General features: G+C 58.5%; 12 protein-coding genes. 2 read left to right on the forward strand and 10 right to left on the reverse strand.

What is annotated here, in order from left to right; all coding sequences use genetic code 11:
* Positions 1-3: 3 nt before the first annotated feature.
* The 5 genes from V6M52_RS19390 to V6M52_RS19410 form a co-directional block, all read right to left on the reverse strand.
* On the reverse strand, positions 4-2,541 hold the full coding sequence (locus tag V6M52_RS19390) for a GIY-YIG nuclease family protein (RefSeq protein WP_332702624.1): 2,538 nt from the start codon (positions 2,539-2,541) through the stop codon (positions 4-6).
* Positions 2,534-4,129, reverse strand: coding sequence for an Eco57I restriction-modification methylase domain-containing protein (locus V6M52_RS19395; RefSeq protein WP_332702626.1), 1,596 nt, complete (start codon positions 4,127-4,129; stop codon positions 2,534-2,536). The genes V6M52_RS19390 and V6M52_RS19395 overlap by 8 nt, the downstream gene beginning before the upstream one ends.
* Positions 4,126-4,782: a DNA methyltransferase gene (locus V6M52_RS19400; protein ID WP_332702628.1), complete on the reverse strand. Its 657-nt coding sequence runs from the start codon at positions 4,780-4,782 to the stop codon at positions 4,126-4,128. Before V6M52_RS19400 ends, V6M52_RS19395 begins: the two co-directional genes overlap by 4 nt.
* Before the next feature lie 213 nt (positions 4,783-4,995).
* Positions 4,996-5,889 carry an ArdC family protein gene (locus tag V6M52_RS19405; protein WP_332702630.1) on the reverse strand — a complete coding sequence of 298 codons (894 nt, stop codon included), beginning with the start codon at positions 5,887-5,889 and terminating at the stop codon, positions 4,996-4,998.
* Positions 5,890-6,253: 364 nt separating this feature from the next.
* Positions 6,254-6,442, reverse strand: a complete 189-nt coding sequence (locus tag V6M52_RS19410; protein WP_332702632.1) for a hypothetical protein — start codon at positions 6,440-6,442, stop codon at positions 6,254-6,256.
* 85 nt (positions 6,443-6,527) lie between these two features.
* Here V6M52_RS19410 and V6M52_RS19415 point away from each other — a divergent pair, with 85 nt between their 5' ends.
* Positions 6,528-6,809, forward strand: a complete 282-nt coding sequence (locus tag V6M52_RS19415) for a hypothetical protein (protein ID WP_332702634.1) — start codon at positions 6,528-6,530, stop codon at positions 6,807-6,809.
* Between the two features lie 175 nt (positions 6,810-6,984).
* On the opposite strand, the gene V6M52_RS19420 is transcribed toward V6M52_RS19415, so the two are convergent.
* Complete coding sequence (locus V6M52_RS19420; protein WP_332702636.1) at positions 6,985-7,548, reverse strand: hypothetical protein; 564 nt, start codon at positions 7,546-7,548, stop codon at positions 6,985-6,987.
* A gap of 47 nt (positions 7,549-7,595) precedes the next feature.
* Between V6M52_RS19420 and V6M52_RS19425 the strand changes: the two genes are divergently transcribed.
* Complete coding sequence (locus tag V6M52_RS19425; protein WP_332702638.1) at positions 7,596-7,814, forward strand: hypothetical protein; 219 nt, start codon at positions 7,596-7,598, stop codon at positions 7,812-7,814.
* Between the two features lie 64 nt (positions 7,815-7,878).
* Here the strand turns inward: V6M52_RS19425 and V6M52_RS19430 are convergent, their stop codons facing one another.
* The 4 genes from V6M52_RS19430 to V6M52_RS19445 form a co-directional block, all read right to left on the reverse strand.
* The gene (locus tag V6M52_RS19430) at positions 7,879-8,238 is read right to left on the reverse strand and encodes a hypothetical protein (RefSeq protein ID WP_332702639.1); all 360 of its coding nucleotides are present in this window, start codon (positions 8,236-8,238) and stop codon (positions 7,879-7,881) included.
* Positions 8,239-8,300: 62 nt separating this feature from the next.
* A complete protein-coding gene (locus V6M52_RS19435) occupies positions 8,301-10,040 on the reverse strand; it encodes a type IV secretory system conjugative DNA transfer family protein (protein WP_332702640.1) in 1,740 nt (579 codons plus the stop codon).
* Entirely contained in the window at positions 10,037-10,705 is a 669-nt protein-coding gene (locus tag V6M52_RS19440) for a hypothetical protein (RefSeq protein ID WP_332702641.1), read from the reverse strand. The genes V6M52_RS19435 and V6M52_RS19440 overlap by 4 nt, the downstream gene beginning before the upstream one ends.
* 135 nt (positions 10,706-10,840) lie before the next feature.
* The coding region (locus V6M52_RS19445; RefSeq protein WP_332702642.1) for a hypothetical protein at positions 10,841-11,770 on the reverse strand (930 nt) is incomplete at its 5' end.

Consider the following 11,770-nt stretch of genomic DNA (forward strand, 5'->3'; position numbering starts at 1 on the left):
ATCTTACTCTCTCGCCACAACGGTGTCGTAGAGGCCATAGTGGGTAAGCCCCTGATGGCTTTCAATGCCGGTGTAGCGGAGGGAAGCGTCCTCATAGCGACGGAAAGCAAAAACCGCTTCGTTCATCCGCTCTGTGTTGAATACTTTGAGGCGCACGAGAAGATGAAAGTCGGCTACCGTTAAACCGGTCACCGTTAGGAACAGCTCGGGCTCCAATTTGGTGATCACGTCCTGGAGCGTGTTCTCTCGGAAGTCAGTGAGGTACATAAAGGCGGGGATGCGCGTCGCGAACTTGATGAGCTTTTCCTGCACCAGCTTGCGCTTGGACTTGTATTCCTTTTCCTCGTCGCTGAGCTCTTTCTTCTCCCCCGGTGTCAGGTCAGCAGCTTTCGCCTTGTTCTTGAGGTCTTTGACCTTGTCGCTCTTGTTAATAATCGTCTCGATGACATTGTCACCAAGAGCGCGCCAGCCCTCGATGCGTCCCACGGCGGCCATCGCCTCAGGATTGTCGAGGATGCGGCGAAGTGTGTCGTTATCAACGTTCACCAGCAGCGCGGATTCCCACTTGCGCGCCAACAGTGTTGCCGAGGTCCCAGCCATAGCTATGTCAAGGATTCCGCCTGCATCGACCTGGGTCATGTTGGCACCGTCATAAGCCAGCACCGGAAGGAAGGAGACCAGGTCGCGTACCGCGTTTTCTGGGTTCGCCTCACCCGGAGACAGGCCGATGCCGTACTCGGAGAGCTGACGCAGCGCACGTGTGGGCGCGAAGTCGAACACGAAGCAGACGGGCTTAAGAACCTCTTCTTCATTCGGGTTATCGCCGTTGGGGTTCTTGATCGACCAAGGCGACTGCACGCGAAACGCAGCCTGAAAGTAAGTTTCCGGCGACTTGAGGTTACGAAGCATCAGGATCGACGACCACTGAGCCACCGTCACCCCGGTTGTCAGTTTGCCGCAGGACAGCGTGATAGTGCTCGTATCAAAGCCGCTACCGACCGCCTGTCGAACCGGCGGCAAAGCGTCGAGTCCAATCCCGGCCGAGGCTCCCGCCGCTACGATAACCTTGTAGTTGTGCCAGAAGGTATTGTGTCGCTCCGATAGCAGGTTCGCCATCGCGTGGCAGGCGGCGACGTTGGGCAAGAACCAGAAACTGTGCTGCATATGGGGCAACAGCCTCGTGTCCGAATAAGGCCACGGTGGGATGACGCCTGCCTTGAGGCTATCGAGTGATCTAGGCGCGTCGGGTGCGTTTCGTATGACATTCAACCACTTCTGAACCTCATCCTTGTGCTTGAACTGCGCGAGAATGCCGTCTCCGATGGCGGCGAAAAATTCATTGAGATTGAACTCGTCGAACTCACCGCCGCTGGCGATGTGCGTGATTTCTGGCGGCATCTGGTAGGTCAGTAGCCGCATTTGGGGCAGAGCGGCATAGGGATTGCGCTGGCCCGGATGGTGCGCGGCGAAGTCGGCCTTGGCGCGCTGTTCGTCTGTATAGGTCCAGTTGAAGATCTGTTCCTCGATGAACTCGCCCGTCGCCAGCGCCTTGAACGGTGTGCCGGACAGATAAAGGTACGCGCGCGTGGTTATCGGCAGGAACTCCGCCTCACTCTCCGAAAGGACGCCAAGGTCTTCGTTCACATTCTCCAGGTCGTCGGCATATTCGAGTTCTATCTTGGTGACCGCTGCGTCCTCGCCCTCGAAGAGCTCCTTGGCCGTCTCGCGCCATGCGCCGAAATGATATTCGTCGAACACCACCACGTCCCAATGGATCGCATGAAGCCATTCGTTCTTGGCCTTGATGTTGCCGGCCTTGTCACGCCCGAGCAAATCCTGGAACGAGCCGAAGTAGACGACCGGCTTGTCGCCATTGACCTGGCTAGGGTCTCGCCCTGTGTTGCGCGAGAGATACTGCCAACCGTCGAAATCAACATGGGACTCAAGGTCGGTCTGCCAGGCATCTTCAACGGCGGGCTTGAAGGTCAACACCAGAACCCGCTTCGCCCCTAGCTTCTTGGCGAGCTGGTAAGTCGTGAAGGTCTTGCCGAAGCGCATTTTTGCGTTCCAAAGGAAGCGTGGAACGGCATTTGCGTTCTGCTGCCAGCGGGAATGGTAGTAAGCGTAGGTCTGTTCCACCGCCTCCGCCTGTTCCCTGCGCGGCGGGAAGGTTTCGTGGTGCGTACCGCTGAATTGCTGGCCCGTGCGCAGCTCGGCCAGCACCGTTTTCACATCGGCGACCGTGCATTGCATCCATTCAAGTTGCGGATTGAGGAAGCCCTTGCGTTTTAGTGCATCTCGCACGGCATGATCGGTGATCGTACTGCCATCGTCCCGCTCGGCCGGTTCGTCGAGTTCGACGCTGAAATTGGCGATGGCAGCCGTCTTGAGTTGTTCGGCGACACGCTGCTTCACGTTGCGCGTAGTCTGGCCGACTTTGAGCAGGCCGTCATGCGCCGCGTCAACGATGGCGTAGGCATAGATACGCGGACGCGCATCCGGTCTGGGCGCAAGGATTTCTTCAATGGTAGGCTTATTCATTGCCCGCCGCCGTCGGACGGATCATCTGCTCGACGAAAGCAATCTCTTCCTCGTTGAGGTTGTACTTCTTATAGAGATCGGCGTCGGTCCAGGTCCGGTCCCATGGCTGGACCGGGACCCACCGGTACATTCCCCGAAAGACGTCTTGGGATGGCTTACGGAGGGAGACAAGGAATCTCGCTAATTTCGTTTGTAGGTATGCCCCGACACTCTCAGCCTCGATCTTTGAGTTCAAAGGACCAGCGACTAGATAAGTTTGGGTACATACAGCTCCTGGGCCAGCAATGATTGACGGTCCTAGAACCAAATCGACGCCGCTCCTCTCTCGCTCCCGGCCTGATCCGGTTTTTGGAAGAAACAACTTCCAGACATCAATCAGGTGTAGGTTTTTGTTGATCGTGCTGCGGTCGATCGCACCCCGAACTCTTTTAGTCCCGACGTTGGCATAAAGAAGCACCTGATCTTGAGTCGGCAGGGCATCGCGCGTGTAACCTGAAAAATTCGTCGCCAGGCCGAACGGAGTATCGCCGCTGACAAGTTCCTCAAAAGAGCGCTCACCGGCCGCAACTACCTTGTGCAGGATGTCGACCGCTCGCTTGTCACGGACGAAGACATCAAATTCGTCCAGAGCGCGCGCATGCGGCCCGATGAGCTCGCCGTTACGGCAATAGGTGCATTCGCAAAGGCCGGGGTTCTCGCGATCCCACAAGAAGTAACAAACGCCACCGCCAATGCCCACAGTGGGGAATGCATCCTTCGCGTTCTCATAGTCCACAAGATTGCGCACGCGGCGATCGCCGAGCATTTCAGCGCGGAACTCACTCAGTCCACGACCGCCAGCCATCCATCTCGATGGAATGACCATGCATAGATATTTCGGCTCCAATCGAACAGCTTGCTGCACGAAAAGTTGATAAATCGGCGAGTCGTTCGTCCCGCCACCACCACCAGTCATTTGGTATGGGGGGTTGCCGATGATTACGTCGAACTGCATATCATCTCCGAACAACTCGGCGATCCGAGTTTTAATGTCATTGGTGTGGATGAAGGCGTAGGCGTGAGTTTCTAGCCCTTCGCCGCGATCCAGGACCTCCTTACTGGCCCCGCAAAACGTGCATCTCCCGCTTTCCCAAGAATGCTCGGTCCGTTCAAACCAGATATTTCCCTCGTCCCGCGAAAAGTTTCGGGCTACGGAATGTTCGCCGGCCGCGCGCTTCGAGCAGTAAGCGCTGCGCCGGGCGAGCAAGCTGGTAAGCAGCGTTATGCCGATACCGAACACTTGCCGGGTCAAGATGTGATTGACGCGCATTTGCAGGTCGGGGATTTCCGCTGCTAGCCCGGCTATCAGTCGGGTGGCGATTTCCCGCAGGAACACACCTGATTTCGTGCTGGGGTCAAGGAACCTGACCGAGCTATCCGCCCAGATATTGGCACCGGCATGGTTCGCTGCCCAAGCTGTTGCCACGTTGTCGAGCATCCGGTTGGCAAAGTCTGGCGGCGTGAATACCTCGTCGTTGGAGAGGTTTGCAATGCAAGTCAAAACATCAGGGTTTCGGCCCCGCAGCGCAAACCCAGCCCGCTCGTTCATGTGTGCTCCCCAGGAGTATTACCGCCCCCGCCGTCCGCCAAATCGCGTACAGTCATTTGGGGAAATACACTGATGGGCTTAAATATCTCGTGTTTACCAAGTTCGGCGAAGAGTGATCCCTCTGCCCCTAAGCTTGCCATGGTGGTCAACACGTCGAGCCGGAAATCACGCCGTTGGAATTTGCCCCTGCCCAGGTAGCCCCATTCCACCACGCGGATTGGCGCACCGTGTGTATCGCGCATTGTCATGGCGTCGCCATGAACAAGATTGAGCGATAACACGAAGGAAGCGGCGCGATATAGTTCGTCCACTTCGGCCAGCTTCAGATACTCTGCGAACACTTCCATCATGTTCGCGCGGCATTCGGCGACGTTGTCGTTCAGCAGTTCGATACCGTAGCAGCACATCAAGCCAAGAAGGGCGTGGTGCCGCTTCTCGAAGTCGGACCTGCCAAATTTCAGCTCCACGGCGGCGAGCTTGCGTTGCAAGATCGGCACAAGGAAATTGCCGCTTCCGCAGGCGGGTTCCAGAAAACGCGCGTCGATCCGCTCCGTCTCACCCTTTACGAGGTCGAGCATTTTCTCGACCAGCCATGGGGGAGTGAACACCTCACCGTGGTCGGAGACACGCTTCTTGGACTTGATCAAATTCATAGGCGACACATAGCAGCAAAGCCCGCTGTTTCGGCCGACAATTTTCACTGCAACTGCGCATCCTGATACACCGGAGTGGGCGCAACGCGCCTGATTACTGAGGGAACGATCCAGTTGTGGCAACGCCACTCGATCCGCTTGCACCGGCAAGCTCTCGGCGCCTGCCTCGGGGCAGGCGCCGCAACTTTTCGCCACTTACAGAAAAAACGCCGCCTACTCGACGACCTTCCCTTGCGTCTGCAATCCGTGCAGATAATCGGCTGCCTTCTGGGCATAAGATGCGGCCGTGAATATCGCCCGCCTGTCGCCCTTCAGTACCTTCAACCAGTTGCCGATATACGCGGCATGATCCTTGCGGACCGTGGGGGTGATTTCCAAGTCCGCACAAAGGAACGCAGCGCCAAGTTCTGCCACCAGTTCCTCGGCGGCATAGCCTTCATCACCCCAGCGCTCACGGTCGAAACTCCGATCCAACCGCGACTTGTGGCGCGTCCAGTGGGCCAGCTCATGCAACAGCGTGGCATAGTAACCTTCAGGGTCACGGAACGCCTCGAAATCCGGCATCTGCACTAGGTCACGCTCCGGCTGGTAGAAAGCCATGGTTCCGCCCGTGCGAACCTCTGCGCCCGTGGCGCCGACGAACTTGTCCACCTGTTCAATGCGCTCGGCGGGGTCCAGCATTGTCACCGGTGGCTTGGTCATTTTGGCCGGCAAACCCTCGATCTGGTCGGCATTGAAAACCGAATACGACTTGAGAAACGGAATACTCCGCGCGCTGTCCTCGCCGGTCTGCTCGTTCATCTCGCTTCGCACTAGCGTCCCGGCATAGACCACCATGGTTCCCCGTTCGCCCTTCTTGACATGCGCGCCCATATCCTGGGCCTGCCTGAAACTCATCCATGTAGGCGATGAGAACCCATTTTCCGCTGCCGAAGCCCAAAGCATCAACACGTTGATCCCCCTGTAGGCCTCGCCATTGGCGCGAAGCGGCCGATTGAGCTGGCCACCCTCACCGCCGACAATCCAAGGCTGCAGCCATGGCCGAATACCAAACTCCAAGTCCTTGATGATGGTGTCCGTCACAGTCTGATAAAGGTCCTTCTTCACTTCCGGCTCCTAGCGTTTCGGGTTCGCGATAAACCCGGCTAGCTCCCGGCAATGAGGGGGGTGAAACCGTCCAGTACCGCCCCTGGCGGAGGGGGATCACCCGTCCTGCACGACCGTAGGAAGGAAGGTTGGGGACACCGACAGGGGCGCGCCCTTGGGCGTCCAGTGCTTGACGGGAGAAGGGGCGCAGCCCCATCGAAAGAAGAGTCGCCAATGGCGGCAATCTGCATGAGCAAGACGCTCATGCCGCGAACGGGACAGCTACCGCATGGCCGAGACCATGGCTCGGGGCGCAGCCAATGGCCCGACAATTCGCCCATAGCCCACATGAGTTCATCGCCCGTCCGGCTTGGACAACCCATGTCTACCGCCGCGCGGCGACGATCAGTGCCACCGCGTGGAGAGTGAGAGCGCCAAACAATCCCAATGCGGCAGTGCCGATGGCAACCTTGCCGCCTGCGATGGGCGTGAGGAACATCGTCGCCACCACCGCCACCGCAACGCCATTGAGGAACTGCGCCACGATACGCCGGCCTTCTCGATCAAGTTTCATGGTCATCTCCTTGCTATTTCGCAAGGATAGGCCCTCTGGCGTGGACGGGGATAAGCGCGATAAGCTCACCGGGGCGGAGGTGGCCATGAAGGCATTGGTGGATCGGCTGAGCGCCGAACTTTCCTCGAAGTACATCCAGTATATCGAGACCTTCATGGTGGACCTGTGGAGCGAGGCCGGCTTCATCGAGTTCCGCTGCGGCTTCTGCCTTAGGCGCGATCACGAACTGCGCCGCTTCACCCTCAAGGTGCCGGCAATGGCGGGAGAAACAGACGCCGAGCGCGAGCTGCTGATCGTCGTCATCTTCGATGAGATCGAAGAACTGGTGGACAAGGCGATTGCAGCGGATCGGGTATGCGCCAATTGAGCGGCTGGGTACCGGATACCGGACCGGAGGTTCGCGAACGAGACAGCCTGGTGCTCAAACTCCAAGCCGACCTTCGGCGCTTTCAGAAAATTCCTGATCACCGCCGCGAGGCGGAATGCGCGGACGAGGGTGAGGCAACTTGCCGAGCGCTGATTCGTGAACTTGGAATCCAAGTCTAAACCCCAGAAATTCTTCGCCGGTACAATTCGGACGACAGGGTCTCCATCAGGTTCTTGATTGGTGGCGGCAGTTGTTCGCTCCGCAGTTCGGCAGCGTAGAGGAGAGCCAACGCCCGATTGAGCCGAACCAGATAGTCGCGCTCCTCATTGAGCAGGCTGTTTGGTGGCGGCATTACCGGCGCACGGGCAACGAGCACTGTGATCTCGTGTTCGACGTCGCGGGGAATGGGTGCCATCACCAGGCTCCACCAAGCCTCTGTGGCTGCATCTGCAGCCGCCTGCTTGCTCTCGGCAACGCCGCTTGAGCTAAACCAGCCGTCCCAGATCGCATTCCACGCCCAGCTTCCCGTCCGCCCCGGATTGGGCCAGATGGACGCATACCGCTGCTGTTGGTCGAAGCCCACCGGATAGGCAGCAAATCGACCCTTCTCCTTTATCCATTTCAGGCGCTGCAGCACCCCCATGTAGTGACCCATTGCCAGATGTTCTGTTTTTGTTCTAATTTCGATCGGGCATAAGAGTCCAGCGGGAGCACGATCAAATGTGGAAACCATCGACATCTACGGGTCAGACGCCGGAACCGAAGCTGAAGACGCTAGTGGTGCTAATGGCGTTCGTCCGCGACGACGAGGGCGAGCTTCAACCGGCTTTCGAGCCCCGCGAGGTGCCGTCTGAGGACAAAGCCAAGATGGATGCTCGCCGCATGGCTGCGCTCGGCGCCTATGCCGGCGTAATCTGCTGGTCGCGCTCGGCGGACCTGGTCAATGGCGAGTTCGGAGAGCCGGCGGTGCTCTTTCAGCACGGGGATGTTCCAGAGATGGAGTGACGCGGCCCGGGCAACTGCCTGCCACCGGTCAATTCACGGACATTCCTTCGAACCCTGTCGCTGGCTACAGTACTGTAATGGCGGCGGCGTTCCGGAGGAGCGACATGTGGTCACGCCAGCGGCAATCGACCGCCGCCCAGAAGTCCTCTGCATGTAACTGCAGCGCCTTTTCAAAGAAGCCAGTCCCGGGCTTTAGCTCACCGGGGACACCTATGGCCGCCAAAACCTCTCTGTGACGCTCCTCTTCGTTCAGCTCTTCGCGCCAGAGTTCCTTAGCGGCCGCCTTGCGCCTTTCTTCCCCCGGCGGCAGGCTCCACAAATCCTTGTGGTCCTCCATGGCAGCATAAACCGCCATGCGGGCCAACATAGCCATGTCATAAGGAACCGCCCCGTCCAGAGACGTTGCAACATTACCCTCAGTCATTTCTCTTATCCAGACGCGATGTTGTAGTTGCAACATTAGTATAAGTCGTAGTTCTGACCATTTCAACGCATACTATTCGAAATTATTCTTGAAAGCCTTCCAGACATCTTGATTCTTGTTCCAGATCTTTTGCTGATCAGGAAGGACTCGGCGGTCCGAAGTTCTTTCAGCTCGTCTGGGGAAACCAAAAACTCACGAGTACTTCTTGCAGAACCAACGCCGGTAGCAGTTCTTTCCACGACCTGTGCAGTCACTTCTAGCTTTTGGAAAGTTCCGGAATATTGAGCTGCCAGTTCCGCGTCGGCCGGAGAGTTCAGCTGGTGCACGATCAACGAATTGACCGACGCAAGAACCTGGCTGAGGAACGGAGCGCCGCCTGAAGTTACAGATGCCTCCAGATCCGCAAAGCTCTGGCCCGCGAGGACTACTCGCGCCCCAAAACTACGTCCCTGGGCGACGAGATGCAGTACTTGCTGGCCCACGAATGTCCCGATTTCGTCCAGGACGATCAGCCAAGGCCCCTCGCTTTGCGACAAGGTAAGGCGAGCGTCGTTGATGACGAGTTTGCCGATGGCCTTGGACAAGTCGGGGAACGTCAATGCTGGAAGCGCGAAATAGGCTATGGCTCCCTCCCTGCGAGCTTGTGCCAGCCGGAGAACAGGCCGGTCCCCGCCGGTGTCAAAGAGGTGGGCGGCCGAAGATCGCCCGAGGTTCCGGATTAGACTCCGCAGGCTTTCGATGCCTGCCTTCTCTGCGGCCCGTTGATCTTGGATCTCAACAATCAACGCCTCGGCGCCGGGGATGCTCTTCGCGTGCTTTCTCACCGCCTGCACCATGGCTGTCACAGACATCAACTTTTGAATACTGAGGAGGTCTACGGGCTCCCGGATGGCAAGTGCAACCTTGAACACCGTCTGCATGTAGCCCTTGGCGAGAACCTGATAATAAGGCTCGGACCAGTCATGCAGCGTGACAACCATGTCGGCGAGGGCGGAGTAGTCACTGCCGGTGAACGGGTCATAAGCACAGCTCTCCGGATGGTGACCGACGTGAGATTGATGGAAGAGGTATGCCTTCCGCCCATGGCTCTCCGCGAACGCTTTGATTTGGGCTCCAGTCCGCACATCACCTTTGCCGTCAAGGAAGAGAACCGGCAGACCGCGTTCAATGTGCGATTCAACGAGGTTGAGATTGGTCGCCGTTTTGCCTCGGCCAGTAGTGCCGACATTCAAGATGTGATTGTTCAAGTCGGCATCGGTGATGTGCACCTGCCTTCCTGTCTGCCAATTCACCCCAAGTAGGGTCTTGTCGCCGGCACTGGCCAAACTCAGGTCCGCCTTCTTCTTAGACCCAGCAGCAATGGGGGCCGGTCGAATACTACGACGGACCAATCCTCTAACGCCGGAGTTCAGCGAGTCCTCGAATATGAGACGGGCTATGGCGCCGGCGCCCAGACCAGCGGAGACAAGACAGGTCGTCACCCACGGAGCTTGTGCAAGATCAAGCCATGCGAAGCCGAGCGCTTGTATGTCCAGCTGAAGGAGCGGATCGCGCACTCTGGCTAGCCAGACCGAGAAGGAGAGCTGGAGCCGGCCACTCACGAGCAGGCCGATGATGGACGCCATTGAGATGGCAATGCTCCAAAGACAAGCTGTCAAGGAGCCCAGGTACCACGCGGCAATCCAGGGAACGATCGCCGCAGCAATCCCGACGGGTCCAAGGCAAACGACCACAATCACGGCGGCCAGCGGCTTGAGCACAATTGCGAAATCGTCTGGGGAGTTGAAACCGTTGGCTGTCATTGGCCGTCCTCCTCGCGGACAGAGGCGGTGGGGCTGTGCGTCCATTTGACGATCTTGATGTGTTGGCTGTCACCGGCGATGCGGCGCACATAGGCCCTCATAGCCTCGGTCGTAACGACATACCAAACCTCGTCCAGCTCCAAATTTCCAGCATGGCTGGCGATGATATCCGCCAGTCGGCGCGGCGCTTTCTGCGTCAATTCGAGCTCAACGCCGATCTTGACGTTGTCGCGGCGAAGAATGCCGTCGGGCACGTGGAAGTTCTCCGCTGCGCGATCGGGCCGACGCCAGCGATATTCTCGCTCCGTCTCAAAGCGACTAGAAAACCGAGTCTCAAGGGAGACCGCCAGGTCAAAGAGCATGCTGTCGTGCTGAAAAGTGGACGCTCGTATCCCCTTGATCGCCGGCAGGGTTTCACCGGCCAACTCACGACCCACACGGGTCACCACAAGAGGGCGAACCTCAAAGTGCTGCAGCGAGGCCCGCTCCAACAGCCCCTCATCCACAAGCTTACGCACCCTTGCTGCAGCGGTTGAGAAGTCCACGCCGCCCCAAAACCGAGCCACCTGCTCAACCGTCAGGAAGCCAAATCGGTTGATGCACCGCACCAACTCCAAGTCCCGTTCCGTCACCTGCACTTTGATACTCCATACAAAAAACATCATGCTGATCCCCCCATCCTGCTTACCGCTTGCCTGTGCCGCCCCGACCCCATGTGATGTCCTTGATCGCGTGGGGTCGGGGCGGCACAGGGCCTAAAAACCCCCAGAAACTGGGGGTTTTTAGGCGGAGGTTGCCCACTACTGGTGGGGACCCTGGTGGGGAGGGGGAACGGGGCCCTCATTAGGCGAATAGGTTCGCCTGGCCTCAGCGTGCCCTGCTTGTTCAGAACTCGTCTCGATCTGATCGAACGTGTCGGCAGGCGCATGCAGCGCGCTAAAATTTGGAAGCGTGAAAGAAGAGTCCCGCATACTCGGGGGCGGGCCGATCAGCTGCTCCTCGCCCTCCGAAATACTCGTGTCCCCACTGTCTTGCGATCGCTGCCTGTCAATGGCTGGATGTTCTGCCAGCGTCGCGGCGGCGCCTTTGTCGCCGGCCTCGATCGCTTCGATCAAGGTGACGACTTTTGTCTGTTCGACTGCCAGTTCGTGGCGTAGGTCAGAGTTGGTCGCCAGCGCCTCGGCAAGGGAAGCATCTCGCTCTCCGAGAGCGGCCAGAAACTCATCTCCGCGACGCACCGCTTCGGCCAGTTCGATTTGCGCTGCCTCGCACTCGCGACGTGCCGCCGCGAGTTCAGAGCCCAGCTCCTCGATTTCGGCCTGCTGCGCGGCGTCATGCGCCGCGACCATCTTGCCAAAGGTCACGGTTGAGCGTTCTGCCAGATCGCCGAGTGCCGCGCTTGCCTCGTTCTTCAGGACGTTGGCCGAATTCACGAGGGCCACGAAAGCAGCATTTACGCGATCCGGCAGATCGGAGAGGTCGGCTTCTGGCGCGGCTACTACCTGAGCCTTAAGCGCATCCGCCGCAAAGAATGCGGAGACGTACTTATGTGCAGTGCCGGTCGACCCAACGATGCCGTCCGCGACCAGCTTCTGGCAGATCTCAGTCCTCGTGGGGCTGCGCGCTTCTGGGGCCCCAGACAAAAGGGCCCGGATTGCTCCAAAAATCTTGTTGTAGTCGTGAGCCATGTACGCGGCGCTCCTGTTACTAAAAAAACTCAATTCCGGAAT

It is taken from the genome of Devosia sp. (genome assembly GCF_036676215.1).
GTDB lineage: Bacteria > Pseudomonadota > Alphaproteobacteria > Rhizobiales > Devosiaceae > Devosia.

What these genes read in the sequence shown, in the direction of transcription:
- V6M52_RS19390 (WP_332702624.1), bottom strand. Translation starts at nt 2,541, where the DNA reads ATGAATAAGCCTACCATTGAAGAAATCCTTGCGCCCAGACCGGATGCG.
- V6M52_RS19395 (WP_332702626.1), bottom strand. Translation starts at nt 4,129, where the DNA reads ATGAACGAGCGGGCTGGGTTTGCGCTGCGGGGCCGAAACCCTGATGTT.
- V6M52_RS19400 (WP_332702628.1), bottom strand. Translation starts at nt 4,782, where the DNA reads ATGAATTTGATCAAGTCCAAGAAGCGTGTCTCCGACCACGGTGAGGTG.
- V6M52_RS19410 (WP_332702632.1), bottom strand. Translation starts at nt 6,442, where the DNA reads ATGAAACTTGATCGAGAAGGCCGGCGTATCGTGGCGCAGTTCCTCAAT.
- V6M52_RS19415 (WP_332702634.1), top strand. Translation starts at nt 6,528, where the DNA reads ATGAAGGCATTGGTGGATCGGCTGAGCGCCGAACTTTCCTCGAAGTAC.
- V6M52_RS19420 (WP_332702636.1), bottom strand. Translation starts at nt 7,548, where the DNA reads ATGTCGATGGTTTCCACATTTGATCGTGCTCCCGCTGGACTCTTATGC.
- V6M52_RS19425 (WP_332702638.1), top strand. Translation starts at nt 7,596, where the DNA reads ATGGCGTTCGTCCGCGACGACGAGGGCGAGCTTCAACCGGCTTTCGAG.
- V6M52_RS19430 (WP_332702639.1), bottom strand. Translation starts at nt 8,238, where the DNA reads ATGACTGAGGGTAATGTTGCAACGTCTCTGGACGGGGCGGTTCCTTAT.
- V6M52_RS19435 (WP_332702640.1), bottom strand. Translation starts at nt 10,040, where the DNA reads ATGACAGCCAACGGTTTCAACTCCCCAGACGATTTCGCAATTGTGCTC.
- V6M52_RS19440 (WP_332702641.1), bottom strand. Translation starts at nt 10,705, where the DNA reads ATGATGTTTTTTGTATGGAGTATCAAAGTGCAGGTGACGGAACGGGAC.